This is a genomic window from Mycobacterium sp. 852002-10029_SCH5224772, assembly GCF_001667315.1.
Classification (GTDB): Bacteria; Actinomycetota; Actinomycetes; order Mycobacteriales; family Mycobacteriaceae; genus Mycobacterium.
The window spans coordinates 210,090-236,174 of the sequence record NZ_LZHT01000005.1; the positions used below are offsets into that span (position 1 = coordinate 210,090).

Below are 26,085 nucleotides of genomic sequence, written 5' to 3' on the forward strand. Positions count from 1 at the left end.
CATGTGCATCGAAGGGGGATCTGTGAAAACCGTGAAGTCCATTGCCACGGGCGTGGTGGCGCTGGCCGCCATTGGCGGCCCTGCCGCCGGTGTGGCTTCTCTTGCAGCGCCGATTGGTCTGCATGATGTGCAGCTGGCGGCATTCGGAGCGCCACTGCCGCAAGACCCGCCGCCGCCTCCGCCCCCGCCGCCCGCGGCGCCGGGGCAATTGCCGACGGCGGATCAATTGGCCAACCTGTGTAACCAAGTAACCGATCCCGGCGTCAACTACAGGGAGAAGGCCAACTTCATTGAAAACGGCGTCAGTCAGAACGAGGGCATGGTGGCCGACCACGACCTGCGAAAGGCCTACCGCAACGGGAACTTTCCCGAGCAGTTCAACGTGACGAACATCGCGCCGGCCGGTCCGAACATGGCCCAGGCCGACGTCGCCATCTCGAGCCCGAAGTTCGCCGGCCCGGTCACCAAACACCTCGCGTTCGTCGACCAGGGCGGGAACTGGGTCTTGCAGCATGACGCGGCGATCGCTCTGATACAGGCCGCGACCGCCACCAACTGATCACCCCGCGGCGTCGACCGCGTAAACCCGATGCCAGTCTGGCGGATTCGCCAGATGTTCCGACACTCAAGGACACCCCATGCGTCGCCTTCCGGAGGCGCATGGGGTTTGGCAGCTACGGCCACCGCCGGACCGCGCCCGCACAGCCGGCGCACAGGTTGCTCATGTTGTTTCCACAACGGCTGGCCGTAACGTATCGGTGCCGAGACACGAAATAAGAGACGCAACGGGCACGCTGACACCACCCGCGCGTCGATATTCGTGCCCACCAATAGGGGGAACCATGAAAACCGTTAAAACGCTTGCCACCAGCGTGGCAGCTCTGGCCATCGTCGGGGGCGCGGCCGCCGGCCTCACCTCGATGTCGGCGCCCAGCACCCAGGTCGGGGTGCAGCTCGCCACGATCGGTGCGCCGCTTCCGCAGGATCCGCCGCCGGCGCAGCCGGTCGCGGGCGCCAACGTCCCGACTCCCGATCAGCTGACCGGCGTGCTCAACAGCCTGGCCGACCCGAGCGTGCCGTTCAGCAACAAGAGCTACCTGGTGCAGGGCGGCATCAGCGGCATCGAAGCCCACGTCGCCGACAAGAAGCTGCAGAAGGCCGCGAAAAACGGCGACCTGCCGCTGTCGTTCGACGTGACGAACATCCAACCGACCGCGGCCGGTTCGGCGACCGCCGACGTGTCGGTCTCCGGTCCCAAGCTGACGTCACCGGTCACCCAGAACGTCACGTTCGTCAATCAGGGCGGCTGGGTGCTGTCGCGGGCATCGGCGATGGAGTTGCTGCAGGCCGCCGGTCAGTGATCGGCGCCGGGAGCGCGCAGGTCTAATCTCGCGATGCGTGCCGGATCCGCCAGCACATCGATCGCCCGGATCCGGCCGTCGCGTACCACGAATCCCATGACGGACGCCGCGCGTCCGGCGACGAAGATGACGGCGCCGGCGGCGCCGTTGACGGTCGCGGTGCGCACCTCGCGGTCGGGCCCGGCGTAGCTTCGGGCCAGCTTGGCCACCGTGGCCGCGCCGTCGGCCCGGAGCCCCGTCCCGGCCGGGCCGAAGTCACCGCGCAACACCACCTCGGGGTGCAGCACCGACACCAGGCGCTCGAAGTCACCGCTGCGCCCCGCCGCGAAGAAGGCGTCGACGACCTCACGCTGGGCGGCGAGGTTGCCGTCGGGAACCGGGTCGGCCCGCTCGATCCGTCGGCGCGCCCGGCTGGCCAGCTTGCGGGCCGACTCCGGCGTCCGGTCGACGATGCCGGCGATCTGACCGAACGGGACGCTGAAGACGTCGTGCAGCACGAAGGCCAGCCGCTCGGCCGGCGGCAGCGTGTCCAGCACCACGAACAAGGCCAGCCCCACGGCGTCGGCCAGCATCGCGCGGTGTTCGGGGTCGAATTCACCCTCGGTTTCCACGATCGGATCGGGCAGGTGAACGGTCAGCTCGTCGCCGCCGTGGGTTCGGCGGTCGCGCAACATGTTCAGGCAGATGCGGGCCACCACCGTTGTCAGCCAGGCGTCGGGGTTCGCGATCGCTTCCCCGGAGCTGCGGCTCAACCGCAGCCAGGCCTCCTGCACGGCGTCCTGGGCGTCGTCGATCGAGCCCAGCATGCGGTAGGCGAGGGCACCCAACCGTGGCCGGGCCGCCTCGAAGCGGGCCGTCAGTGCCGCCAGTGACGCATCGGGCCGTGTCACGGCCGATCGGTCTCCGCCACGGCACACACCCGGTTGCCGGAAAAGCCCGACGACCCGATGTCGAGCGCGATGTTGAAGCGCGCACGAAGGTTGCCCAGCGTGATGACGTGGGTCAGGCCGACGAGTTGAGCGGTGTCGAAGTGCGCACGCAGCGCGTCGAAAAGTCGATCGCTCACCTCGACCGGGGTGCGGCTGATCGCGGTCGCGTACTCGAGGATCAGCTTGTCGACATCTGAAAAGCACGGCGCATCACGGTAATTGGCCATCCCCAGCAGTTCTTCGTCGGTGATGCCCCATTGCCGGGCGATCTGTGAGCCGAGGTCGATGCAGTACTCGCAGCGCACCGTCGTCGCCGACTTCAGCTCCGCGAGTGCGCGGTGGCGCGGGCTGAGAACGTCCAGCTTCGACTCCGCCTGCTCCAATTTGCCGTAGGCGTTGAGCAATCTCGGGATGTGGGCGTACATCCGCAGCGGCTCCAGCATGCCCGCGGTCTCGAGGCCGGTCATCTGCGCGAGCTTGCGGCGGGTGAAGAAGAAGGCGATCTTGGCGCCCAGTCCGGCGTCGCGGTCGGAGACTCCCTGGAGCCGTGGCATGGCGTCCTCCTGGCAAGTTGTGGTCGTGAACCAACGTCCTCACTAGGTCGACACGCGGGAAAGCCCGAACGTGACCGCTCGAGTCATCCCGGCTGGCCCAGCGGCATATCCATGTCGAACACGCGGGCGTGCAGCACGGTGCGGTTGCGCAGCGCGGCGCGCACCGCGCGGTGCAGACCGTCTTCGAGATAGATGACGCCCTTCCACCGCACCGCATGCGGAAAGAGATCGCCGTAGAAGGTGGAGTCCTCCGAGAGCAGGCGGTCCAACGCGAGCACCGTTGTGGTAGTGACCAATTCGTCGAGCCGGATCTGCTGCGGCGGTATCTGGGACCAATCCCGATAGGACAGGTTGTGCTCGGGATACGGTTTGCCGTCGCGCACGCCCTTGAAAATCATCGGCCGATCTTTCCCGACGCGTTGCCCTGCCCCGATCGGTTCATCCTGGAAAGGCTAGTCGGACACCGGACGTCCCGGCGAGCAGGCGCACAAGCAACCCAACAGGCCGATGAAGAGGGAGCCCTTGCGCCGGCTCGCGCTCCACTGGTGACGTCGGATGAGCGCGAGACCGTAAAATGAACTCGGTCAATACGGTCTCGAAGGAGGTGACGACCAGTGGGAAGTGCCGATGACCGTCGGTTCGAGGTGCTGCGGGCGATTGTCGCCGATTTCGTCGCCACCAAAGAGCCGATCGGTTCCAAGACGTTGGTGGAGCGCCATAACCTCGGCGTCTCGTCGGCGACCGTCCGCAACGACATGGCGGTGCTCGAGGCCGAGGGCTACATCGCCCAGCCGCATACCAGCTCCGGGCGAGTGCCCACCGAGAAGGGCTACCGCGAATTCGTCGACCGGCTCGACGACGTCAAGCCGATGTCCTCGGCCGAACGGCGCGCGATCCAAGGCTTCCTCGAGTCCGGTGTCGACCTCGACGACGTCTTGCGTCGCGCGGTGCGTCTGCTGGCGCAACTGACCCGGCAGGTGGCCGTCGTGCAGTACCCGACGCTGTCGTCGTCGACGGTGCGCCACCTCGAAGTGATCGCCCTGACACCGGCGCGGCTGCTGATGGTCGTCATCACCGACTCCGGCCGCGTGGACCAGCGCGTCGTCGAACTCGGCAACGTCATCGACGACCACGAGCTTTCGCAGCTGCGGGAGCTGCTCGGCCAGGCGCTGGTGGGCAAGAAACTGCCGGCCGCCTCGGTCGCGGTGGCCGACCTCGCCGGACAGCTGAGCAGCCCGGACGGACTGGGTGACGCCGTGGGCCGATCGGCGACGGTGTTGCTGGAGTCACTGGTCGAGCACACCGAGGAACGCTTGCTGATGGGCGGTACCGCCAACCTGACCCGCAACGCCGCCGATTTCGGTGGCTCGCTGCGCTCCATCCTGGAAGCGCTCGAGGAGCAGGTCGTGGTGCTGCGGTTGCTGGCGGCCCAGCAGGAAGCCGGTAAGGTGACGGTGCGCATCGGCCATGAGACGGCCGCCGAGCAGATATTGGGTACCTCCGTGGTGACCACCGCCTACGGCACCTCCGACACCGTTTACGGGGGAATGGGTGTGCTGGGGCCCACCCGGATGGACTATCCGGGAACTATCGCCAGCGTTGCTGCGGTTGCCCTATATATCGGCGAAGTCCTGGGTGCTCGATGAACGCGCACCCGCAGTGTGGGTAGGCGCGGAGAAAGACCAGGTATAGGAGAGTCAGGCGTGGCACGCGATTATTACGGGCTGCTCGGCGTGAGCAGAAACGCCGACGACGGGGAGATCAAGCGCGCGTACCGCAAGTTGGCGCGCGAACTGCATCCCGACGTCAACCCCGATGAGGCCGCGCAGGCGAAGTTCAAGGAAATCAGCGTCGCGTACGAGGTGCTGAGCGATCCCGAGAAGCGGCGGGTCGTCGACCTGGGCGGAGATCCGATGGAGAGCGCGGCCGCGGCGGGCGGCGGCTTCGGCGGCGGCTTCGGTGGCCTGGGCGATGTGTTCGAGGCCTTTTTCGGTGGCGGCTTCAGCGGCGGCGCGACCTCCCGCGGCCCCATCGGGCGGGTGCGGCCGGGCTCGGATTCGCTGCTGCGGATGCGGCTCGATCTCGAAGAGTGCGCGACCGGCGTGACCAAGCAGGTCACCGTCGACACCGCGGTGTTGTGCGACCGCTGCCAGGGCAAGGGCACCAACGGCGATTCGGCGCCGGTGCCGTGCGACACCTGCGGTGGTCGCGGCGAGGTCCAGACCGTGCAGCGTTCCCTGCTGGGGCAGGTGATGACGTCGCGGCCGTGCCCGACCTGCCGCGGCGTCGGCGTCGTCATCCCCGACCCGTGCCACCAGTGCATGGGCGACGGCCGGGTGCGCGCCCGCCGGGAGATCAGCGTCAAGATCCCCGCCGGCGTCGGCGACGGCATGCGCGTGCGCCTGGCCTCCCAGGGCGAGGTGGGCCCCGGCGGGGGCCCGGCCGGTGATCTGTACGTCGAGGTTCACGAACAGAGCCATGACGTCTTCGTCCGCGAGGGCGACGACCTGCACTGCACCGTTTCGGTGCCGATGGTCGACGCGGCGCTGGGCGCCACGGTCACCGTCGACGCCATCCTGGACGGCGTCAGCGAAATCACCATTCCGCCTGGCACGCAACCGGCTTCGGTCATCACGCTGCGCGGCCACGGGATGCCGCACCTGCGGACCGGTACCCGCGGCGATCTGCATGTCCATGTCGAGGTGGTGGTTCCCGCCCGTCTGGACAGCCGCGACAGCGAACTGCTGCGCGAACTGAAGGCTCGCCGCAGCCGCGACGTCCCCGAGGTGCGCTCGACCCACGCCGGCGGCGGATTGTTCAGCCGGCTCCGCGAAACCTTCACCGGCCGCTAACCGGAGCGCGAACGCGCGCCCATGGTCGCGACCCTGTTTTACACCGACGATCTGCCCGAGACCGGCGCGCTGGCCGTCCTGGGCGGCGACGAGGGGTTTCATGCCGCCACCGTGCGGCGGATTCGGCCCGGTGAGCAGCTGGTGCTCGGCGACGGCGCCGGAGCCCTGGCGCACTGCGAGGTGGAGCACGCCGGGCGTGACGGGTTGCGCGCGCGGGTGCTGAAGCGCTGGACCGTCGCGCCTGGGTGTCCACCCGTGACGGTGGTGCAGGCGCTGCCGAAGTCGGAGCGAGCGGAGTTGGCCATCGAGTTGGCCACCGAAGCCGGCGCCGACGGGTTCCTGGCCTGGCAGGCGGCGCGTTGCGTGGCCAACTGGCACGGCGCCCGGGTCGACAAAGGTTTGCGCCGCTGGCGTGCCGTCGCCCGTTCGGCGGCCCGGCAGTCCCGCCGGGCGCACATCCCGTCGGTCGACGGTGTGCTGTCTACCGCGGAACTGACGTCGCGGATCCGCGACGAGGTGGCCGGCGGCGCGACGGTGCTGGCCTTACACGAGTCGACCACCGCCCGGCTCGCCGACTTCGACCTCACGGGAGCGACATCGGTGTTCCTGGTGGTCGGCCCCGAGGGCGGCATCGCCGACGACGAGATTGCGGAGTTGTCCGGCGCGGGCGCCGCGCCGGTGCGGCTGGGTCCGCAGGTGCTGCGGACGTCGACCGCCGCGGCCGTGGCGCTGGGTGCGCTCGGGGTGCTGACGCCGCGATGGGATCACCCGTCAGGGCTGTGAATGCGAGTGGCTTTTCCCTGTACGGCCGCCCGCCACCGGTGTGACGCAGGCCCACAAGGTGCAGGACAAGGACCCGCCGGCGAACACCCTGTTGCGGCGCTGAGCATTCACGGCGTGCTGCGCATTGGGGTCAGCGTCACCCGGCGGTAGGATAAAAGCGCTAGAAAACGCCGGGATCGGCGAGTACTTCACACAAGGCAGGCATCGAAAACCACGTGACGCCCCGCGAGACCAGCGCTGCTGACGCAGCCGGAGCCCTCCAGGCCGACGCTCAAGTTCGCAGCAGCATCAACGTTCCGCCCGATACCGTCATGGGCCTGCTGGGTTCGGCAGACGAGAACCTGCGCTCCCTGGAACGCACTCTGGACGCCGATCTGCACGTGCGCGGCAATAACCTCACCATCTCCGGTGAGCCCGCCGACGTCGCGCTCGCCGAGCGGGTGATATCCGAGCTGATCGCGATCGTCGCCAGTGGGCAGCCGTTGACCCCGGAGGTGGTCCGGCACAGCGTCGCCATGCTGGCCGGTACCGACAATGAGTCACCGGCCGAAGTGCTGACGCTGGACATCTTGTCGCGGCGCGGCAAGACGATCCGGCCCAAGACGCTCAACCAGAAGCGCTACGTCGACGCCATCGACGCCAACACCATCGTCTTCGGAGTCGGCCCGGCCGGTACCGGCAAGACGTATCTGGCGATGGCCAAGGCGGTCAACGCATTACAGACCAAACAGGTCAGCCGCATCATCTTGACCCGGCCCGCCGTGGAAGCCGGTGAGCGCCTTGGCTTTTTGCCGGGCACGCTCAGCGAGAAGATCGACCCGTATCTGCGGCCGCTGTACGACGCGCTCTACGACATGATGGACGCCGAGCTGATCCCCAAGCTGATGTCGGCGGGCGTCATCGAGGTGGCGCCGCTGGCGTACATGCGGGGCAGGAGCCTTAATTCCGCGTTCATCGTTCTCGACGAGGCGCAGAACACCACCGGCGAGCAGATGAAGATGTTCCTCACCCGCTTGGGTTTCGGATCCAAGATCGTCGTCACCGGCGACATCACCCAGGTCGACCTTCCGGGCGGTGCCAAGTCGGGCCTGCGCTCGGCGATGGAGATCCTCGACAGCGTCGAGGACATCCACGTGGCCGAGCTGACCAGCGTGGATGTGGTGCGCCACCGGCTGGTTTCGGAAATCGTCGACGCCTATGCCAAGTTCGAAGAGCCCGACCTGACGATGAACCGGGCGACGCGGCGGGCGTCGGGCTCGCGCGGTCGCCGATGATGGTGCGGCGAGCGGGTTCTATGAGCATTGAGGTATCCAACGAGTCGGGCATCGATGTCTCCGAAGCCGAGTTGATCAGCGTCGCGCGGCATGTCATCGCCAAGATGGACGTCAATCCGGCGGCCGAGCTGTCGATGGTGCTGCTGGACACCGCCGCGATGGCCGACCTGCACATGCGCTGGATGGACCTGCCCGGCCCCACCGACGTGATGAGCTTCCCGATGGACGAGCTCGAGCCGGGCGGGCGCCCGGACGCCCCCGAGCCCGGCCCCTCGATGCTGGGCGACATCGTGCTGTGCCCGGAATTCGCCGCCGGTCAGGCTGCCACTGCGGGGCACAGCCTGGGCCACGAGCTGGCGTTGCTGACCATCCACGGTGTGCTGCACCTGATCGGTTACGACCACGGCGAGCCCGATGAGGAAAAGGAGATGTTCGCCCTGCAGGACCGGTTGCTCGAAGAGTGGGTCGCCGACCAGGTCGAGGCCTACCGCCAGGACCGCCAGGAGGAGCGCGACCGCCGGTTGCTGGACAAGTCAAGGTATTTCGACAATTGAGCCGACTCTGGATTCTGGTGGCGGCAGCCATCGCGTTCGCGCCGATCTCGATGATCGTCGCCATCCCCGGCACGGTGGCGCAGGCGGCCCCTTGCGCCGGCGCGGGATCGAATCCCGTCTCCTGCCAGCGCTGCATGTTCTACGTGAACGCGTACCACACGGCCAACGTGTGCAACGAGGACAAGCGCGGTGTCCAGGGGCCCCCGAGCAACGCGCCGACACCGGTTCCAGAAGTGCCCATCCCGGTGTACGAGCCACCCCCGCCTCCACCGCCGGTGCAGAACCCGCTGGTCCTTCCGCCGCCGAATTCGGGTCAGAACAGCGTCCCGGTGCTGGAGATCAATCCGCCGGGCCCCGATGCGCCGCGCAACGCCCCGGTGGTCGCGCCGCCGAGAGGGCTGGATGCGCCGTCGCTGGCGATCGCGGCGGCCAAGGCGGCACCGGTGAGCCGCGCCGACCCCGCCAACCCGCCGAAGCCGCCGACCGAGGTGGACTTCAACCAGCAGGTGCAAAACGTCGTGAATTCCCACCGGCAAAACGTCGACATCTTGAAGATCGACGATCACCGGTTCGTCCGGCCGCGCCACTGGGACTACGTCGACTACGACGACGCCTATCGCCGCCCGACCCTCTACAACCCGCTCAATCAGGCGATGACGTTCCGCTACTTCTACAACGGCGCCTACCAGCAGCTGTACCTGCCGCACGGCGCCCGGATGGTGCTCGACGCGGCGACCGTCGGCCTGGTCCCCTTCACCGCGGTCGGCGACAGCTACGTGGCGTCGGGCAGCTTCTACGGCGGGGGCTCGATACCGCTGAACGGCTACAACGGGCCGCCGCCGCCGGACTACCGGCCGCCGGCGCCCCCGAAGCTGTACGAGAACGTCGTCGTGTCCGTTCCCGCCAAAGGCGAGACCGTGGAAGTGGGCCACGTCGCGGTGGTGGGTCACGACGGTAGCCAGCCCCAGGGCAGCCAGGACACGTTCCTGCTCGACGACTCCACCTTGGCCTGGGGACAGATCGACAACTCCAGCAGCGCCCCCGCCCAGATCCGGGTGCTCAAGACCCAGCCGACGCCGGGTGTCGGCCTCACCGACGACGGCGGCTTTTTGGTGCTGCTCGCCGTTCACCACCAGGAGCCCGGCCAGCCCCACCAGTCCGCGTGGACCATGGCGCTGCGCTTCGGTGGGTTTGCGGTGGTGGTGGGCCTGATCGCCTGGCTGCTCAATCGCCGGAATCGCAGCGAGGACGACGCCGCTGAGTCCTAGCGAAGCCGTAGGGGAGTCAGTGACAACGTCGAGGTGCGAGCATTGACCGGCTGGTCTGAGCTGCTCGGCGCGGTCGCGTTGATCGCGCTGGGCGGACTTTTCGCCGCGATCGATGCGGCCATCAGCACGGTGTCGCTGGCCCGGGTTCAGGAGATGGTGCGCGACGAGCGGCCCGGGGCGGTGGCGCTGTCCAAGGTGATGTCGGAGCGGCCCCGCTATATCAACCTCGTTGTGCTGCTGCGGATCACCTGCGAGATCACCGCGACCGTGCTGCTGGTGGTGTTCCTCTACGACAACTTCGGACTGAGGTGGGGGCTGTTCGGCGCCGCGGCGATCATGGTGGTGACCAGCTTCGTCGTCATGGGGGTGGGCCCACGCACCCTCGGCCGCCAACACGCCTATTCCATCGCATTGACGACAGTGCTTCCGCTGCAAGCGATTTCGTGGTTGTTGATGCCGATCACCCGGCTGCTGGTGGTGCTGGGTAACGCGGTCACCCCGGGGCGGGGGCTCAGAAACGGGCCGTTCGCTTCCGAGATCGAGTTGCGCGAGGTCGTCGACCTGGCCCAGCAGCGCGGTGTGGTCGCGGCCGAGGAGCGCCGGATGATCCAGTCGGTGTTCGAACTCGGCGACACCCCGGCCCGCGAGGTCATGGTGCCGCGCACCGAGATGATCTGGATCGAAAGCGACAAATTCGCCAGCCAGGCGATCAACCTGGCGGTGCGCAGCGGGCATTCACGCATCCCGGTGATCGGCGAGAATGTCGACGACATCGTCGGCGTCGTGTACTTGAAAGACCTTGTCCAGCAGACTTTTTTGTCGGGTGGTGGCGGCCGGACCACGCCGGTGACGCGGGTGATGCGGCCGGCGGTCTTCGTGCCGGACTCCAAGCCCCTGGATGCGCTGCTGCGTGAAATGCAGCGCGACCGTAACCACATGGCGCTGCTCGTCGACGAATACGGCGCGATCGCCGGCCTGGTCAGCATCGAAGACGTGCTGGAAGAAATCGTCGGCGAGATCGCCGACGAGTACGACCAGGCGGAGACGGCGCCGATAGAAGACTTGGGCGACAAACGTTTCCGGGTGTCGGCGCGCCTACCGATCGAAGACCTCGGCGAGCTCTACGGCGTGGAGTTCGACGACGACCTCGACGTCGACACCGTGGGCGGCCTGCTCGCCCTGGAATTGGGCCGGGTGCCGCTGCCGGGCGCCGAGGTGATCTCACACGGTTTGCGGCTGCATGCCGAAGGCGGCACCGATCACCGCGGGCGAGTGCGCATCGGCACCGTCCTGCTCAGCCCCGTCGAATCCGACGGCTCACCCGACGGCGAGGAATCCACGCAGCATGACTGAATTCCGTTCCGGCTTTGTATGTTTGGTCGGCCGACCCAACACCGGGAAGTCCACGCTGACGAACGCGCTCGTCGGGACCAAGGTCGCCATCACCTCGAAGCGGCCGCAGACCACCCGGCACACCATCCGCGGGATCGTGCACCGCGACGACTTCCAGATCATTCTCGTCGACACGCCGGGTCTGCACCGTCCGCGCACCCTGCTGGGCAAGCGCCTCAACGACTTGGTGCGCGACACCTACGCCGAGGTCGACGTGATCGGGCTGTGCATCCCGGCCGACGAGGCGATCGGACCGGGAGACCGGTGGATCGTGGAGCAGATCCGGGCGACCGCGCCCGGGGCGACACTGGCCGCCATCGTCACCAAGATCGACAAGGTGCCCAAAGATCGGGTCGCCGCGCAGTTGGTCGCGGTCAGCGAGCTGGTCGGTAACTCGGCCGAGATCATCCCGGTGTCGGCGGTGGCCGGGACGCAGGTGGACGTCTTGATCGAGGTGCTGGCCGCGGCGCTGCCGCCCGGGCCCGCCTACTACCCCGATGGGGAGCTGACCGACGAACCCGAAGAGGTCTTGATGGCCGAGCTCATCCGGGAGGCGGCCCTGGACGGGATTCGCGACGAGCTTCCGCATTCGTTGGCGGTGGTCATCGACGAAGTCAGCCCACGGGAGGATCGCGACGACCTGATCGACGTGCACGCGCTGCTCTACGTCGAACGCGACAGCCAGAAGGGCATCATCATCGGCAAAGGTGGCGCCCGGCTGCGGGATGTCGGCACCGCCGCGCGCGCCCAGATCGAGAAGCTGCTGGGCACCAAGGTGTACCTCGACCTGCGCGTCAAGGTCGCCAAAAACTGGCAGAGCGACCCCAAACAGCTTGGCCGGCTGGGTTTTTAGCTGCTACGACGCGCGGCCGCCGCGTCAGCCGCTGGATGGGGGCGCCGGGGGAGCGTCCGCGCTCTGATTCCACCACGGCTGGGGTTGCTCGCTCGCCCATCCGCACACGGCTTCCAACTCGGCGGCCAGCGAAATCAACATGCCCTCGCTGTTCGCCGGGCCCATCAGCTGCACCCCGATCGGCAAGCCATCGGAGGTGAAACCCGCCGGAACGTTGATGGACGGCCATCCCAAAACGTTCCACGGGAAAGTCAGCGGGCACGCCGCGATCATGGCGCGGTCGGTGCCGAAGCCGCTCAACCGGTCGAAGGCCCGCGCCAACGGCGGGGGCTGGGCGGTGGTCGGCGCCAGAACCACGTCGACGATGTCGAAGATCGAGCCCACTCGGCGCTGGTCGGCCGCCTCGTGGCGGCGCGCGCTGCGCAGGATCGCCTGCCCCAGCGCGGCGCCCATCCGCAGGTTGGACAGGGTGCGGGGGTCCAGGACGACGCCGTCGCCCAGCCGCTCCTCCCAATCCCGCAGACCCGCGGTGGACCGGGCGAGAAAGTCCCAGGACAACCGCATGCCGTAGTCCGGATTGCCGGGCACCACGGTGTGGCCCAGCAGTTCGAGTTGGCCACCCACGGCGCGCGTCGCCGCCAGGATCTCCGGGTGCAGCTTGGGCCGGAAACCGGTGTAGGGGAACCGGGTTGACAGCGCGATGTTCAGCGGGCCGGGCGCCTTCCCCACATAGTCGGAGGCGGTGATCGCGGGCGGTTTGTGTCGATCGCCCTCGACGTTGCCCGAAGCGGCGTCGAGCACCAGCGCCGCATCGGCCACCGTGCGGGCCAGCACGCCGTTGACCGTGATGCCGTTGAACGCCTCCGGCAGCGGCCAGGTCGAGATGCGTCCGCGCTGTGGCTTGATGCCCACCAGGTGCGTCCACGCCGCGGGAATGCGGATGCTGCCGGCGCCGTCGGACCCGATGGCGGCCGTCACCAGGCCCGCCGCCACCGCCGCGGCGCTGCCGCCCGACGATCCGCCGGGGGTGTGCCGTCGCGACCACGGATTGCGGGTATGCCCGAAACCGGGCCCGCTGGTGAACGGCCATTGGCCGAGCTCGCAGGTGTTCGTCTTGCCCACGATCACCGCGCCGGCCGCCTTGAGGCGGCGCACCACCTCGGCGTCGTGCGTCGCCGGTGCGACCGACCCCTCGGTACCGAACGCGGTGGGCACGCCAGCAACGTCGACGTCGTCCTTGACGGCGATCGGAATCCCCAGCAGCGGGGCGGTGTCCCCGGCCGCGCGGCGCCGGTCGGCCTCGGCCGCGTCGGCCAGCGCCGACTCGGTGAGCACCACCCGGAAGGCGTTCAGCGTGGGTTGGCTGGCGTGGATGGCGTGCAGCGAACGACCCACCAGTGTGGTGGAGGTCACCGAGCGGCTGGCCAGCTGATAGAGCAGGTCAGTGAGGGTGGGCAGGCGCCGGCGGCCGGATCCGGGACCCGAGCCGGAGAGGGCCCCGAAACCCGACCCAGAAGCGCCAATCACGGGGTACGAGACTAACGGCGCGGATACCCGCAATGTCGCGGCGGGGTGCAAAACTATGGGGATGCGGCTATACCGAGACCGAGCTGTTGTGTTGCGCCAGCACAAGCTCGGCGAAGCCGACCGGATCGTCACCCTGCTGACCCGTGATCACGGGCTGGTCCGCGCGGTGGCCAAGGGCGTGCGTCGCACCCGCAGCAAATTCGGTGCGCGGCTGGAGCCGTTCGCGCACATCGACGCGCAATTGCATCCCGGCCGCAACCTCGACATCGTCACCCAGGTCGTCTCGATCGACGCGTTCGCCACCGATATCGTCAGCGACTACGGCCGCTACACCTGCGGGTGCGCCATGCTGGAAACCGCCGAACGCCTCGCCGGTGAGGAGCGGGCGCCCGCCCCGGCCCTGCACGGGCTCACGGTGAGCGCCCTGCGGGCGGTGGCCGACGGCCGCCGGTCCCGGGACCTTCTGCTGGACGCCTACCTGCTGCGGGCGATGGGCATCGCCGGATGGGCGCCGGCGCTGAACGAGTGTGCCCGTTGCGCCACGCCCGGTCCCCATCGTGCGTTCCATGTCGGCGCCGGCGGCAGCGTCTGCACGCACTGCCGCCCGGCCGGTTCGACGACGCCGCCTCCCGGAGTGCTGGATCTAATGTCGGCACTGCACGACGGCGATTGGGACTTCGCCGAAAAGACCCAGCAATCGCACCGTAATTACGTCAGCGGTCTGGTGGCGGCGCACCTGCAATGGCATTTGGAGCGGCAGCTCAAGACGTTGCCGCTCGTAGAACGGACGTATCACGTCGACCGCACCGTCGCCGACCAGCGCGCCACGCTGATCGGGCAGGATATGGACTGTGGCTAACGGGACGGCTGACGCGCGGTGATCACATCCGTCACACCCGCATCTGCGCCAGTCGGCATGTGTTGTGCCCACCTTCGAGCGACAAACGCAGGACAGCCAAACTTGTCGCTCGGAGGCGGGCAAAAGACACATACCCTCCAACCGAGGCCGGCGGGGCGCAAGTGACAAACCGCGGTTTCCCGCAGCTGCCCCCCGCGCCGCAGGACTATCCGGTCTTTCCCGACAAGTCGACCTGGCCTGTCGCCTTTCCGGAGCTGCCGCCGTCCGCCGACGGTGGCCCGTGCCGGCCGCCGCAGCACATCTCCAAGGCGGCCGCGCCCCGGATCGAGTCCGACCGGGTGCCCAATCATGTGGCCATCGTCATGGACGGCAACGGCCGCTGGGCCACCCAACAGGGGCTGACCCGCACCGACGGCCATCGTGCCGGTGAGGCCGTCGTCATCGACATCGTCTGTGGCGCAATCGAAATCGGGATCAAATGGCTGAGCCTCTACGCCTTCTCGACCGAGAACTGGAAGCGTTCGCCCGAAGAGGTCCGCTTTCTGATGGGCTTCAACCGTGACGTGGTGCGCATGCGCCGGGTGAACCTGAACACGATAGGGGTCAAGATCCGGTGGGTCGGGTCGCGGCCCCGCCTGTGGCGCAGCGTGATCAATGAGCTGGCGATCGCGGAAGACATGACCAAGGACAACGACGTCATCACCGTCAACTACTGCGTGAACTACGGCGGTCGCGCCGAAATCGCCGAGGCCACAAAGGAAATCGCACGTTTGGCCGCGGCCGGCCGGCTGAACCCGGAGCGCATCACCGAGTCGACGGTGGCGCATCACCTGCAGCGGCCCGACATTCCCGACGTGGACCTGTTCCTGCGGACCTCGGGGGAGCATCGGTCCAGCAATTTCATGCTGTGGCAGGCCGCGTACGCCGAGTACGTCTTTCAGGACAAGCTGTGGCCCGACTATGACCGTCGCGACTTGTGGGCCGCCTGCGAGGAATACGCCTCGCGCAATCGCAGATTCGGGAGCGCATAGTGCCATCACTGCAGGAACGTCTGGCATCGATCCTCGGCGATGTCCTTGCGCTGCAGGAGGAGACCGACGGCGCGCTGACCGTCCACCATGAAGGCACCATCGCATCGCTGCGGGTGGTGAACATCGCCGAGGACCTCGACCTGGTGTCGCTCACCCAGATAGTGGCGTGGGATCTGCCGCTGACCAAGAAGATCAGCGACCTCGCCGCCAAGCAGGCGCGCGACAGCAACTTCGGCAGCGTGAGCCTGATCGAAAAGGTCAACGACAAAGCCGTGCAGCGTAATTCGGGAAAGGCCGCGTCAAAAAGCGCGGACGTGATGCTGCGCTACAACTTTCCCGGCGCCGGCCTGACCGACGATGCGCTACGGACCTTCGTCCTGTTGGTGTTGGACACCGGCGCCGAGATACGCCGCACACTGACACGGTGAACCGGCCCGCATCGCCCAGTGTGCGGCGAGCCGCACCGTGGGCGCCGAGTATGCGGCCGGCCGCACATTCGCTGGGGGCATCGCGGGTCAGCCCCGGCACTCCGAACAGGTGCCGAAGATTTCGATGGTGTGGCTGACGTCGGAGAAGCCGTGCTTGGCGGCCACGGCCGTCGCCCACTCCTCCACCTCGTGATCGCCCACCTCGATCGTGGAACCGCAACTGCGGCAAACCAAGTGGTGGTGATGATGCTCCGAACACCTGCGGTAGACCGATTCGCCGGTGTCGGTGCGCAGCGTGTCGATCATTCCCGTCGCGGCCATCGACTGCAGCGTCCGATAGACGGTGGTCAGACCGATGTTCTCGCCGCGGCGGCGCAACTCGTCGTGCAGATCCTGCGCCGAGCGGAATTCGTCGAGCGTCTCCAACAACGTCGAGATCGCCGCGCGCTGACGGGTGGAGCGGACGCTCGCTCCTGTCATGTGCGCCACTCCTCCTCAGCGCCTCGCGCTGCATCGTCGCCGGCGCACGTCACGGTGTGTCCTCGCTCGCGTGCGCGACCGCGTCCACCACGATGTGCGCGAGGTGATGATCAGCGAGCCGGTACAGCACTTCGCGCCCCGATCGCTCGCCGGCAACCACGCCGGCCGCCTTCAGGATCTTGAGATGCTGGCTGACCAACGGCTGCGGCACGCCGAGCGCGTCCACCAACTCGTGCACGCAGCGATGGGACGCCCGCAATTGCAGCACGATGGCGATGCGCACCGGCGCGGCCAGCGCGCGCAACAACTCGCCCGCGGCATCGAGGATCTCCCGCGGCGGCGGGACGGGGTAATCGACCAGACCGGCGTGCCCACCGGCGCCGAGTTCGCCGTGGTCGTGAGCGACCGCGTCCAGGTCCGTTCCGGTGTCGCCACCGGCGGCGGCCGGCATCGAGGGAGACGGTGAGGGGGACATCATGGAGCGGCATCACCTCGAGAAGTGCCAGGTAGTGGGAGAGTATCCGCCGTATCGGCTGCCTTCCACTGTCACATGCATGATGACGCATGTCAAAGACCGCGGCGCCGATCGCTACCATGACTGATGCTCTGCGCACGGCGGTCAACCGCCACGCGCGTCCACCCAACCCCGGAAAGGGAGTGCACCAGCCCGTGGCGTCCGTCATCGACACCGTAGTGAACCTGGCCAAGCGGCGCGGCTTCGTCTTTCCCTCGGGGGAGATCTACGGCGGAACCCGGTCGGCGTGGGACTACGGCCCGTTGGGTGTGGAGTTCAAAGAGAACATCAAACGGCAGTGGTGGCGCGCGGTGGTCAGCGGACGCGACGACGTCGTCGGCCTGGATTCGTCGATCATCTTGCCGCGGCAGGTGTGGGTGGCCTCCGGCCACGTCGAGGTCTTCCACGACCCGCTGGTCGAGTCGTTGATCACCCATAAGCGCTACCGCGCCGACCATCTCATCGAGGCCTACGAGGCCAAGCACGGCCACCCGCCGCCCAACGGGCTGGCCGACATCCGCGACCCGGACACCGGCGAGCCCGGGCAGTGGACCGAGCCCCGCGAATTCAACATGATGCTCAAGACCCACCTGGGACCCATCGAGACCGAGGAAGGCCTGCACTATCTGCGGCCGGAGACCGCGCAGGGCATCTTCGTCAACTTCGCCAACGTGGTGACGACCGCCCGCAGGAAGCCGCCCTTCGGAATCGGCCAGATCGGCAAGAGTTTTCGCAACGAGATCACCCCGGGCAACTTCATTTTTCGGACGCGCGAGTTCGAGCAAATGGAAATGGAATTCTTCGTCGAGCCCTCGACCGCGAAGGAATGGCATCAGTATTGGATCGACACCCGGCTGCAATGGTATGTCGGGCTGGGTATCGATCCGGAGAATCTGCGGTTGTTCGAACACCCCGCCGACAAACTGTCCCACTACTCCGATCGCACCGTCGACATCGAGTACAAGTTCGGCTTCGCCGGCAACCCGTGGGGTGAGCTGGAGGGCGTCGCCAACCGCACCGATTTCGACTTGTCGACGCATTCCAAGCATTCCGGCGTCGACCTGTCGTTCTACGACCAGGCCACCGACACGCGGTACATCCCGTATGTCATCGAACCGGCGGCCGGTTTGACGCGGTCGTTCATGGCCTTCTTGATCGACGCCTACGTCGAGGACGAAGCCCCGAACGCCAAGGGCGCGATGGAAAAGCGCACCGTTTTGCGACTGGACCCGCGGCTGGCTCCGGTCAAGGCGGCCGTGCTCCCGCTGTCCCGGCACGCCGACCTGAGTCCCAAGGCCCGTGACCTGGCCGCCGAGCTGCGCAAGTTTTGGAATATCGATTTCGACGACGCCGGCGCGATCGGGCGGCGTTATCGGCGTCAGGACGAGATCGGCACGCCGTTCTGCGTGACGGTGGATTTCGACTCACTCGAGGACGACGCGGTGACCGTGCGCCGGCGCGACGACATGTCCCAGGAGCGCGTCGCGATGAACACGGTGGCCGATTATCTGGCGGCACGGCTCAAAGGCTGCTGACCGCCGGGGCCGTATTGCGGTGGCCCATCTTGGGTCCCGTTGCGTCGGTGCGCCTCTGGCCGACTCGCGCGCGGGTGAATCGTGTGCCGTCCCCGGGCCGGATTTGCGAATTAAGGTTTGCTTAAAAGTCCGGCCTTTGCGGTGGGGGTGCCTTAGGATCTGCCCTGGGGCATAAGTAGATAGTTGCGCCGCGGGCGGATGTCGGGCCGTCTGGAGCAGAGCCGTTGACTCGGTCGGTTGGGGTGTGAATGATTCCCGCGTTTTTGTTCTTCCCTCCGGAGATCAACTCGGCATTGATATTCGGCGGCCCCGGATCCGGACCTTTATTCGAGGCGGCGTCAGCCTGGGACGGGCTGTCGGTGGAGCTGTCGTCCTCGGCGTCGTCCTTCAACACCGTGGTGACGGACCTGGCAGCGGGCGCCTGGACGGGACCGGCGTCGGTATCGATGACCGCGGCCGCGGCGCCCTACGTGCAATGGCTGCTCATCGCCGCGGCCGAGGCGGAGGTGGCCGCGATACGGGCCCGGCTGGCGGCGCTGGCGTACGAGGGGGCGCTGGTGGCGACGGTGCCGCTGCCGGCGGTGCTGGCGAATCGGGCCCGATTGCTCGTCCTGATTGCCACGAACTTCTTGGGCCTGAACACGGCGGCGATCGCGGAGACCGAGCTCGAATACATCGAGATGTGGGAACAGGATGTGGCCGCGATGGTGGGCTACCACGCGGGGGCTCAGTCGCTGGTGGAGACGTTGCCCGCGTTCAGCCCGCCGCCCGCGGGCCTCGGCGGCGGCGCGGCGTCCGCAGGTCTGGCGGGCCTCGCCGACCTGGTGACGGCGCCCCTGACTTTTGCGTCGCAGTTCTTGCAGGGCTTGTCCTCATTGGGGACTGCCTTCGCTTCGCAGCTGCAGTCGGTGTTCATGGCGCTCTCCCCGGCGGTTTCGTCGCTGACGTCGTTGATGACCTCGACGCCGGTCGCGACATTGACGACGGTGGCGCAGGCCGGGATGTACCCCGCCAGCGCGCTGATGCCCCCCATGGTCGCGCTGGCCCAAACCACCGGTCCGGCGGCGGTCGCGCCGGCGGCGGCGGCGCCGGCACCGGTATTGCTCACTGCCACCAACGTGGCCGCCGAGGCTCCGCACAGCGCCACCGGCGTGCTATCCGACCTGCAACCGTTGACCGGTGGAGGGCTGGGTGCCCTGGGCGTCGCGTCGGCGGGCCTGGGTACTGCGCGGTTCGTCGGCGCGATGTCGGTCCCCGCGACATGGCAGGGGTCGATGCCGGCATACGTACCCACACCGGCGATGTCGGGTGTGGCCAACGCAGCGCCGACCGCGGCCGCGACGGTGGGCGCGTCCGGGCCGGGCAGCGGCGTGCCGATGGCGGCCATGCCGGTGGGCGAGAAAGGCCCCGAGGGTGAGGACCGCGGCACCAAGGCGGAGGTGGTCCGGTCCCGGCCAAAGGTGGTGCCGCGGACCCGATGATCGGCGTGCCGCTGTTGCGGATGTGCAGGGAGTGCACGGCGGTGCGAAAACGGAATTCCCCGTTATGTGGGCCCATGCGGCAACCGCACCGTGCATCGCGATGGCTGAATTCATCTGATGCGGCCCGTAAGAACCCGACCGGCCCACCTGCGCGCGGGTGCTGCCCGGGTGTAAGCGATGGCGTAGCAGCGGGTTGGGCCGCAAGCACCCAGGGCCGAGCGATCGACCCGGCCATCGCGGCCTGTCGTAAAGTGCTGCACGGCAAGGCGTTTGTGGTTGCTAGTCAGTTGCAGGTGGTCCCCGGCGGGACATGAGATACCGGCTTTTGTCGGCGCGACTCGCCCGCGCGGCGGCCATCCTCCCGCTACGGTGAGGGGCCCGCATCGTTCGACACACACTCAAATTAAGGAAAATTGGCAATTCCCGCATATTTTCTTCAGTTTGTCTTACGATGTGAATCGGTTGGTGTAAATAAGTTCGCCACAGCGCCCGAACGCTCAGATCGGCTGTGGAAGGGGGCAGGGGTGCTTTTGCCTCTCGGTTCGCCGCTACCGGATGACACGGTGTCGGCAGTACGCGGTGAGTCCGGCGTGCTCGGCAGTTTGTCGGTGCCACTCAAGTGGGGTTTGGTCGTTCCACCGGACGACTACGACCACTGGGCGCCGAAGACGGACGCGAGCGTCGAATCCACCGAAGAGACGTTCGACACGCCCCGCCCGACAGCGGTGGCCGACGGCGTCTGGAGCGGGTGGGAAGGCGAAGCCGCGGCACGGCCCGTGGGCGTGATACCGCATTCCCCGGCGGCCGGCTAAGCCCGCTAAGACACCGAAACTCGCTGCGGTAGCCCGCCATGCGGCGGCTCAGAATCGGCCGCCGCCTCCCATGAAACCGCCATCGGATGAGCCCGGGGCGCCACCGAACGACGTCGGGCTCCAGCCGCCGAACCCACCCCGCATGCCCCCGCTGAGTAGGTCGCCGATGATGATGCCGCCGAGCATCGCGCCCATGTCACTGCCGCCGCGACGGGTGTAGGCGCGCTGCATCGTTTGCACATCGGCGTTGGCCAGCGACTGGGCATGAGCGGCCAGCGTCGACGCCGCATTGGCGTGGGCGATCGCTTCGGTCGGGTTCGTCGCAGCCGTGTCCTGCGCGGCCTGCAGGTAGCGTTTGGCTTCGCCCAGCCGGGTGCGGGCTTCCGGGCCGATGCTGCCCCGGCGCGTGTCGATGTAGTCGGATACGGCGCGCACCCGCGATTGCGCGGTGAACATCGCCTGCTCCAGCGATCGTTGGAGTTGCTCGGCGCCGGCCTGCTCTTCAGCCATGGTGGCCAGCAGCGCGTTGAGGGCGGCGTCGGCCTTGGTCAGCTGTCCGAAGGCGCCCAGCGGATCGTCGGAACCGCCGGCGCGGGCGCTCTCGACCGCCCTGGTGGCCGCGTCGCGGGCCGCCGCCAGCTCGGTGCTGTGCGCGGATTTCTTCTGCAGCAGCTCGTCGGCGCGTCTGATGTCATTGCGGATGTTGGCCATGGCCGACGGCAGCCCATCGATGGCGTGCTGAATGTCGCCCGCCGCGTTGTCGACCGCGTCGAGCAACGCTCGCGACTGCCCGAGGGCTGACTCGGCGGCTCGAACGGCGTCGACCAGACCGGCCTGCCGACCGGTCACGGCGTGGGCGGCCAGCTCACGGGCGCGGCCGATGTTGCGGTCGGCGAACGCCAGCCGCTCCTTGGCCGTCGCGACATTGCCCGACACCGAAGTCAGTGCGGCAGCGCTGAAGTCGTTGTGCAGCGCCGCCAGCCGTTGCTCCGCCGGGGTGAGGCGGGTGGTGAGTTCCACGTACTGCTGCGTCAGCGCATCCAGCCGCGACGCAGCGTTGATCACCAGATCGCGCAACTTCTCGAACGCCTCGGTTTGTGACTCCAGCTCGCGGTCGGCCCGCGCCGCCGAGACGATCACCTCCGTGAGCAGCTCCCGTCGCTGCGCGGCTGTTTCCGGGATGCTGTCGTCCAGTTGCTGACGGATCGTGAACGCTTGGGACAGAGCCTCTTTGGCGTTCGTCACCGCCTGGGTGAATGGTCGGGTTCGCTCGTCACTGAATTCTCCGACCGCCAGGTCCAGTTCGTTGGCGCTGGTGCGTAGCGCGTTGTCGACTTCCACGACCAGTGCGCGGGACAGGTCATCGAGCGCCTGCAACGGCAGCGCGGCCAGCGCGTCGACGTCGGTGGGGTCGATCCGGCGTGCGGCGGCCAATGCCTCGGCCCGCCGGCGCCGGCCGCGGTAACGCATCACCAGCAGCAGGCCCGCCAGCGCGATGAGAATGCCGGCCAGTGTGGCCAGCAGGATCACCCGACCGGACGAACCGGGCGACGCGTCGAGTCCGTTGGCGGCCGCCACCGCGGCACCGCTCCAGTCACCGCTGTGCAGGGCGGGTTCGATCTTGTTGCGCCGCAAGTCGTCGACCTGACTGGCGTTGACACTTTTGATGGTGGACGGCACCAAGAAGGCGTACGCGCGGCTGGTGGTCGCGACGGCCAGCAGCGCGTCGTAGCCGCCCAAGTCGCTGGCGCGCAGGGTGCGCTGTGCCCACCCGGTCGGGGTCTGCTCGGAGAAGTCGTCGACGTAGACCACCCAGAGCCGGATGTGGCGGTCGGTGTAGAGCTTGTTAACGGCGGCAGTGACGGTGGTGCGACCGGAATCCGACAGGGCGCCCGCGTTGTCGGTGATGTAGTCGGCCAACCGGAAGGGCGGTTGCGCGCCGGCGGACGGCGCCAACAGCAGCCCCCCGCTGAGGCCGACCGTGAGCAGCGTCGCGAGCACGGCGAGCAGGCGAGCGGTGCGCATAGGGCCAATCTAGCCTCGTGACGACACAGGCCAGTAGGCACGAGTCGAGCCGGACTCGGGCGGGCATTCCCTGGCAGACTGTGCGTCGGTGACCAGGAATGAGCACGACCCCTACGACGACTTCGACCGTCAGCGACGGGTGGCCGAAGCGGCGAAGACTGCGGGTCTGCCGGGCACCGAAGGCCAGCACCGCACCGACTTCGCCCGCGATCGGGCTCGGGTCCTGCACAGCGCCGCGCTGCGCCGGCTGGCCGACAAGACCCAGGTTGTCGGGCCGCGGGAGGGTGACACGCCGCGCACCCGGCTGACGCACTCCCTCGAGGTGGCCCAGATCGGGCGGGGAATGGCCGTCGGGCTGGGCTGCGACCTCGACCTGGTCGAGCTGGCGGGCCTGGCCCACGACATCGGTCACCCGCCCTACGGCCACAACGGCGAACACGCGCTCGACGAAGTCGCGGCGAGCTACGGCGGCTTCGAGGGCAACGCCCAGAATTTCCGAATCCTGACCAGCCTCGAGCCCAAAGTGCTTGACGCACAGGGGAATAGCGCGGGGTTGAACTTGACTCGCGCGTCGCTGGACGCGGTGACCAAGTATCCGTGGCCGCGCGGCGAGAACGGGGCGCGCAAGTTCGGGTTCTACGACGTCGACCGTGAGCCGGCGGCATGGGTGCGGGCGGGTGCACCGCAGGGCCGGATGTGCCTGGAGGCTCAGGTGATGGACTGGGCCGACGACGTGGCCTACTCGGTGCACGACGTGGAGGACGGCGTCGTTTCCCAGCGCATCGATCTGCGGGTGCTCGCCGACGACGACGAGGCCGCGGCGCTGGCCAAACTGGGCGAGACCGAGTTCTCCCGCGTGCGCGCCGACGATTTCATGGCGGCCGCGCGGCGGCTGTCGGCGCTGCCCGTGGTCGCCGCCGTGGGCAAGTACGATGCCACGCTCGCGGCGTCGGTCGCGCTCAAGCGGCTGACCAGTGAGCTGGTCGGCAGGTTTGCCTCGGCCGCGGTCGCCACCACCCGCGCGACGGCCGGACCCGGCCCATTGGTGCGTTACCGGGCCGAACTGCAGGTTCCCGATCTGGTGCGCGCCGAGGTTGCCTTGCTGAAAATCCTGGCGCTGCAATTCATCATGTCCGATCCGCGGCATCAGGAAACCCAGGCCCGACAGCGTGAGCGCATCCATCGGGTGGCGCACTGGTTGTATGCGGGAGCGCCCCGAACCCTCGATCCGATCTTTGCTGCGGCCTTCAACGTCGCGGCCGACGACGGCGCCCGGTGGCGGATCGTCGTCGATCAGATCGCCTCTTTCACCGAGGGTCGGCTGGAACGGATCGACGCCCGCCAGCCCGCTCCGTAGTGAGCCGGTGGCCGCACATCGTCCGGTCCGCGAAGCGGTGTGGTCGCCGCGAGTTAGGCTGCCCGACATGAAGAAATTCAGCGGCTCGCCTTTGATGGCCTCTCTCGTGATGGGGCTTCCCGTCGTCGCCATGACTGCCTGCAGTTCACCGCAGCACGCGAGCAGCCAGCAAGGCACCACCCCGCCGGTGAAGAGCGCCCCACCCGCGTCCTCCGGTGAGACGACGACCCCGGCGCCCGCCGGCGGCTCGCTCAGCGCCGAGTTGAAGGCGCCCGACGGTCGGACGGCGGCCACCGCGACCTTCGACTTCACCGGCAACTATGTGACCGTCACCGTCAAGACGGTGGCGACCGGCATCCTGACCGCCGGCCTGCACGGCCTGCACGTCCACGAGATCGGCAAGTGCGAGCCGAACTCGGTGGCCCCCACCGGCGGTGCGCCCGGCAACTTCTTGTCCGCCGGCGGCCACTACCAGGCCCCCGGACACACCGGCAAGCCCGAGAGCGGCGATTTGTCGACGCTCGAGGTGCGGCAGGACGGCGCGGCCTACCTGGTCACCACCACCGACTCGTTCACCCGGGATGACCTGCTGGCCGGTAACAAGACCGCGCTGATGCTGCACGGCGCCCAGGACACCGAGAACGCGATGGATCGCGTCGCGTGCGGTGTCATCGGAACGGGCTAGCCTTGCCCGCCGCCGCCTTAGACTGAGCCGATGTCCAGCCCGGCAGGTTCATGGAGCGAGCGCGATGGGCGTGCCCGGGGCCGCGGTCGGATCCCCGATCGCGACATCGCCGCCATCCGCGAACGGGTGCGCATCGACGAAGTGGTCGGCGATTACGTGCAGTTGCGGCGCGCCGGGGCGGATTCGCTCAAGGGGCTGTGTCCGTTTCATGACGAGAAGTCGCCGTCGTTTCATGTCCGCCCCAACCATGGCCACTTTCACTGCTTCGGCTGCGGCGAGGGTGGCGACGTGTACGCGTTCATCCAGAAGATCGAACACGTCAGCTTTGTCGAGGCGGTCGAGCTGCTCGCCGACCGGATCGGTCACACCATCACCTACTCCGGCCCGGCGACTAGTGTGCAGCGCGACCGCGGTAGTCGCAGCCGGCTGGTCGCGGCCAACGCGGCCGCGGCGGAGTTTTACGCGGCGGCGCTGGAATCTGACGAGGCGGCACCGGCCCGCCAATATCTGACCGAGCGGAACTTCGACGCCGAGGCCGCCCGTCGCTTCGGGTGCGGCTTCGCACCGTCCGGCTGGGACTCACTGACAAAGAACTTGGTGCGCAAGGGTTTTGAGTTCAAGGAGCTGGAAGCTGCCGGCCTGTCGCGGCAGGGCCGCCGCGGACCGATGGACCGCTTCCATCGCCGGCTGTTGTGGCCCATCCGTACCGCGGCCGGCGAGGTGATCGGTTTCGGGGCCCGCCGGTTGTTCGACGACGACCCGATGGAAGCCAAGTACATCAATACGCCCGAGACGCTGCTGTACAAGAAGTCGAACGTGATGTTCGGCATCGACTTGGCCAAACGCGACATCGCCAAGGGGCACCAGGCCGTCGTCGTCGAGGGCTACACCGACGTGATGGCGATGCACCTGGCCGGGGTCACCACCGCCGTGGCGTCGTGCGGCACCGCTTTCGGTGACGAGCATCTGGCGATGCTGCGCCGACTGATGATGGACGACAGCTTCTTTCGCGGAGAGCTGATCTACGTTTTCGACGGCGACGCGGCCGGGCGTGCCGCCGCCCTCAAGGCGTTCGGCGGCGAGCAGAATCTGGCGGGGCAGTCGTTCGTGGCCGTCGCGCCGGACGGCATGGACCCCTGCGATTTGCGGTTGAAGTCCGGCGACGGGGCCCTGCGCGATCTGGTGGCCCGGCGAACACCCTTGTTCGAGTTCGCGATACGGTCCGCGCTCGCCGAGATGGACCTCGACAGCGCCGAGGGCCGGGTGGCCGCGCTACGCCGCTGCGTACCCATGGTGGGCGAGATCAAGGACCCGACGCTGCGCGACGAGTACGCCCGCCAGCTCGCCGGGTGGGTCGGCTGGGACGACGTGGCGCAGCTCATCGACCGGGTGCGCAGCCAGTCCAAAAAGTCCAAGACCCCGCCCCGCGGCGGGCCCGGACCCAAGGTGTTCCGCCGCCCGCGCAGCTTTTCGCCGTGTTCGACGACCAGGTCGAGGAAGGCGTCGCCCGGATGCAGCCCGCCGCGCACCA

26 protein-coding genes are annotated in these 26,085 nt (G+C 68.0%); 19 read left to right on the forward strand and 7 right to left on the reverse strand.

Going from position 1 to position 26,085, the window contains the following annotated elements; genetic code table 11:
- Positions 1 to 22: 22 nt before the first annotated feature.
- Both A5775_RS01500 and A5775_RS01505 read left to right on the forward strand, forming a co-directional pair.
- Positions 23 to 559: a hypothetical protein gene (locus tag A5775_RS01500; protein ID WP_067246364.1), complete on the forward strand. Its 537-nt coding sequence runs from the start codon at positions 23 to 25 to the stop codon at positions 557 to 559.
- A 283-nt stretch (positions 560 to 842) separates the two neighbouring features.
- A complete protein-coding gene (locus tag A5775_RS01505) occupies positions 843 to 1,361 on the forward strand; it encodes a hypothetical protein (RefSeq protein WP_067246242.1) in 519 nt (172 codons plus the stop codon).
- Here the strand turns inward: A5775_RS01505 and A5775_RS01510 are convergent.
- The 3 genes from A5775_RS01510 to A5775_RS01520 all read right to left on the reverse strand — a co-directional run bounded on the left by A5775_RS01510 (position 1,355) and on the right by A5775_RS01520 (position 3,242).
- Positions 1,355 to 2,251 carry a sigma-70 family RNA polymerase sigma factor gene (locus tag A5775_RS01510; protein WP_067246245.1) on the reverse strand — a complete coding sequence of 299 codons (897 nt, stop codon included), beginning with the start codon at positions 2,249 to 2,251 and terminating at the stop codon, positions 1,355 to 1,357. The genes A5775_RS01505 and A5775_RS01510 overlap by 7 nt on opposite strands.
- On the reverse strand, positions 2,248 to 2,844 hold the full coding sequence (locus A5775_RS01515; RefSeq protein ID WP_067246248.1) for a carboxymuconolactone decarboxylase family protein: 597 nt from the start codon (positions 2,842 to 2,844) through the stop codon (positions 2,248 to 2,250). The genes A5775_RS01510 and A5775_RS01515 overlap by 4 nt, the downstream gene beginning before the upstream one ends.
- Positions 2,845 to 2,927: 83 nt before the next feature.
- Positions 2,928 to 3,242, reverse strand: a complete 315-nt coding sequence (locus A5775_RS01520) for a type II toxin-antitoxin system VapB family antitoxin (RefSeq protein ID WP_067246251.1) — start codon at positions 3,240 to 3,242, stop codon at positions 2,928 to 2,930.
- 216 nt (positions 3,243 to 3,458) lie between these two features.
- Here A5775_RS01520 and hrcA point away from each other — a divergent pair, with 216 nt between their 5' ends.
- From hrcA to era, 8 genes are all read left to right on the forward strand, one after another.
- Positions 3,459 to 4,490: a heat-inducible transcriptional repressor HrcA gene (hrcA, locus tag A5775_RS01525; RefSeq protein WP_067246254.1), complete on the forward strand. Its 1,032-nt coding sequence runs from the start codon at positions 3,459 to 3,461 to the stop codon at positions 4,488 to 4,490.
- 57 nt (positions 4,491 to 4,547) lie between these two features.
- Entirely contained in the window at positions 4,548 to 5,696 is a 1,149-nt protein-coding gene (gene dnaJ, locus A5775_RS01530; RefSeq protein WP_067246257.1) for a molecular chaperone DnaJ, read from the forward strand.
- Between the two features lie 21 nt (positions 5,697 to 5,717).
- Entirely contained in the window at positions 5,718 to 6,479 is a 762-nt protein-coding gene (locus A5775_RS01535) for a 16S rRNA (uracil(1498)-N(3))-methyltransferase (RefSeq protein WP_067246260.1), read from the forward strand.
- 215 nt (positions 6,480 to 6,694) lie between these two features.
- The gene (locus A5775_RS01540) at positions 6,695 to 7,753 is read left to right on the forward strand and encodes a PhoH family protein (protein ID WP_067246263.1); all 1,059 of its coding nucleotides are present in this window, start codon (positions 6,695 to 6,697) and stop codon (positions 7,751 to 7,753) included.
- Between the two features lie 20 nt (positions 7,754 to 7,773).
- Positions 7,774 to 8,307 (forward strand): rRNA maturation RNase YbeY, encoded by a 534-nt coding sequence (gene ybeY / locus A5775_RS01545; protein ID WP_067246266.1) that lies wholly within the window; start codon positions 7,774 to 7,776, stop codon positions 8,305 to 8,307.
- Between the two features lie 50 nt (positions 8,308 to 8,357).
- Positions 8,358 to 9,575 (forward strand): hypothetical protein, encoded by a 1,218-nt coding sequence (locus tag A5775_RS01550; RefSeq protein WP_369827756.1) that lies wholly within the window; start codon positions 8,358 to 8,360, stop codon positions 9,573 to 9,575.
- A 42-nt stretch (positions 9,576 to 9,617) separates the two neighbouring features.
- The gene (locus tag A5775_RS01555; protein WP_067246273.1) at positions 9,618 to 10,928 is read left to right on the forward strand and encodes a hemolysin family protein; all 1,311 of its coding nucleotides are present in this window, start codon (positions 9,618 to 9,620) and stop codon (positions 10,926 to 10,928) included.
- A complete protein-coding gene (era, locus tag A5775_RS01560) occupies positions 10,921 to 11,820 on the forward strand; it encodes a GTPase Era (RefSeq protein ID WP_067246276.1) in 900 nt (299 codons plus the stop codon). The genes A5775_RS01555 and era overlap by 8 nt, the downstream gene beginning before the upstream one ends.
- A gap of 24 nt (positions 11,821 to 11,844) precedes the next feature.
- On the opposite strand, the gene A5775_RS01565 is transcribed toward era, so the two are convergent.
- Complete coding sequence (locus A5775_RS01565; RefSeq protein WP_067246280.1) at positions 11,845 to 13,347, reverse strand: amidase; 1,503 nt, start codon at positions 13,345 to 13,347, stop codon at positions 11,845 to 11,847.
- Positions 13,348 to 13,408: 61 nt separating this feature from the next.
- Here A5775_RS01565 and recO point away from each other — a divergent pair, with 61 nt between their 5' ends.
- The 3 genes from recO (at position 13,409) to A5775_RS01580 (ending at position 15,665) form a co-directional block, all read left to right on the forward strand.
- Positions 13,409 to 14,206 carry a DNA repair protein RecO gene (gene recO / locus A5775_RS01570; protein ID WP_067246283.1) on the forward strand — a complete coding sequence of 266 codons (798 nt, stop codon included), beginning with the start codon at positions 13,409 to 13,411 and terminating at the stop codon, positions 14,204 to 14,206.
- Between the two features lie 161 nt (positions 14,207 to 14,367).
- A complete protein-coding gene (locus tag A5775_RS01575) occupies positions 14,368 to 15,237 on the forward strand; it encodes a decaprenyl diphosphate synthase (RefSeq protein WP_067246287.1) in 870 nt (289 codons plus the stop codon).
- Positions 15,237 to 15,665 carry a hypothetical protein gene (locus A5775_RS01580; protein ID WP_067246290.1) on the forward strand — a complete coding sequence of 143 codons (429 nt, stop codon included), beginning with the start codon at positions 15,237 to 15,239 and terminating at the stop codon, positions 15,663 to 15,665. Before A5775_RS01575 ends, A5775_RS01580 begins: the two co-directional genes overlap by 1 nt.
- A gap of 87 nt (positions 15,666 to 15,752) precedes the next feature.
- Here the strand turns inward: A5775_RS01580 and A5775_RS01585 are convergent, their stop codons facing one another.
- Complete coding sequence (locus A5775_RS01585; RefSeq protein ID WP_067246294.1) at positions 15,753 to 16,145, reverse strand: Fur family transcriptional regulator; 393 nt, start codon at positions 16,143 to 16,145, stop codon at positions 15,753 to 15,755.
- Positions 16,146 to 16,194: 49 nt separating this feature from the next.
- The gene (locus A5775_RS01590; RefSeq protein WP_067246297.1) at positions 16,195 to 16,596 is read right to left on the reverse strand and encodes a metalloregulator ArsR/SmtB family transcription factor; all 402 of its coding nucleotides are present in this window, start codon (positions 16,594 to 16,596) and stop codon (positions 16,195 to 16,197) included.
- Positions 16,597 to 16,802: 206 nt separating this feature from the next.
- Between A5775_RS01590 and A5775_RS01595 the strand changes: the two genes are divergently transcribed.
- From A5775_RS01595 to A5775_RS26160, 3 genes are all read left to right on the forward strand, one after another.
- A complete protein-coding gene (locus tag A5775_RS01595; RefSeq protein WP_067246367.1) occupies positions 16,803 to 18,194 on the forward strand; it encodes a glycine--tRNA ligase in 1,392 nt (463 codons plus the stop codon).
- Positions 18,195 to 18,442: 248 nt separating this feature from the next.
- Entirely contained in the window at positions 18,443 to 19,675 is a 1,233-nt protein-coding gene (locus tag A5775_RS01600; RefSeq protein WP_067246300.1) for a PPE family protein, read from the forward strand.
- Positions 19,676 to 20,265: 590 nt separating this feature from the next.
- Entirely contained in the window at positions 20,266 to 20,487 is a 222-nt protein-coding gene (locus tag A5775_RS26160) for a hypothetical protein (protein WP_067246303.1), read from the forward strand.
- Between the two features lie 48 nt (positions 20,488 to 20,535).
- On the opposite strand, the gene A5775_RS01610 is transcribed toward A5775_RS26160, so the two are convergent.
- On the reverse strand, positions 20,536 to 22,512 hold the full coding sequence (locus A5775_RS01610; protein WP_067246306.1) for a TPM domain-containing protein: 1,977 nt from the start codon (positions 22,510 to 22,512) through the stop codon (positions 20,536 to 20,538).
- Between the two features lie 88 nt (positions 22,513 to 22,600).
- Between A5775_RS01610 and A5775_RS01615 the strand changes: the two genes are divergently transcribed.
- The 3 genes from A5775_RS01615 to dnaG all read left to right on the forward strand — a co-directional run.
- Positions 22,601 to 23,869, forward strand: coding sequence for a deoxyguanosinetriphosphate triphosphohydrolase (locus A5775_RS01615; protein WP_067246309.1), 1,269 nt, complete (start codon positions 22,601 to 22,603; stop codon positions 23,867 to 23,869).
- Positions 23,870 to 23,936: 67 nt separating this feature from the next.
- Complete coding sequence (locus A5775_RS01620) at positions 23,937 to 24,554, forward strand: superoxide dismutase family protein (protein ID WP_067246312.1); 618 nt, start codon at positions 23,937 to 23,939, stop codon at positions 24,552 to 24,554.
- Positions 24,555 to 24,584: 30 nt separating this feature from the next.
- Positions 24,585 to 26,085, forward strand: a 1,501-nt coding sequence (dnaG, locus tag A5775_RS01625; protein WP_067246315.1) for a DNA primase, incomplete at its 3' end; no start/stop codon positions are given.

Coding starts and splice junctions, on each gene's coding strand:
- A5775_RS01505 (WP_067246242.1), top strand. CDS start 843: ATGAAAACCGTTAAAACGCTTGCCACCAGCGTGGCAGCTCTGGCCATC.
- A5775_RS01515 (WP_067246248.1), bottom strand. CDS start 2,844: ATGCCACGGCTCCAGGGAGTCTCCGACCGCGACGCCGGACTGGGCGCC.
- A5775_RS01520 (WP_067246251.1), bottom strand. CDS start 3,242: ATGATTTTCAAGGGCGTGCGCGACGGCAAACCGTATCCCGAGCACAAC.
- A5775_RS01535 (WP_067246260.1), top strand. CDS start 5,718: ATGGTCGCGACCCTGTTTTACACCGACGATCTGCCCGAGACCGGCGCG.
- ybeY (WP_067246266.1), top strand. CDS start 7,774: ATGAGCATTGAGGTATCCAACGAGTCGGGCATCGATGTCTCCGAAGCC.
- A5775_RS01550 (WP_369827756.1), top strand. CDS start 8,358: ATGATCGTCGCCATCCCCGGCACGGTGGCGCAGGCGGCCCCTTGCGCC.
- era (WP_067246276.1), top strand. CDS start 10,921: ATGACTGAATTCCGTTCCGGCTTTGTATGTTTGGTCGGCCGACCCAAC.
- recO (WP_067246283.1), top strand. CDS start 13,409: ATGCGGCTATACCGAGACCGAGCTGTTGTGTTGCGCCAGCACAAGCTC.
- A5775_RS01585 (WP_067246294.1), bottom strand. CDS start 16,145: ATGACAGGAGCGAGCGTCCGCTCCACCCGTCAGCGCGCGGCGATCTCG.
- A5775_RS01590 (WP_067246297.1), bottom strand. CDS start 16,596: ATGCCGGCCGCCGCCGGTGGCGACACCGGAACGGACCTGGACGCGGTC.
- A5775_RS01600 (WP_067246300.1), top strand. CDS start 18,443: ATGATTCCCGCGTTTTTGTTCTTCCCTCCGGAGATCAACTCGGCATTG.
- A5775_RS01610 (WP_067246306.1), bottom strand. CDS start 22,512: ATGCGCACCGCTCGCCTGCTCGCCGTGCTCGCGACGCTGCTCACGGTC.
- A5775_RS01620 (WP_067246312.1), top strand. CDS start 23,937: ATGAAGAAATTCAGCGGCTCGCCTTTGATGGCCTCTCTCGTGATGGGG.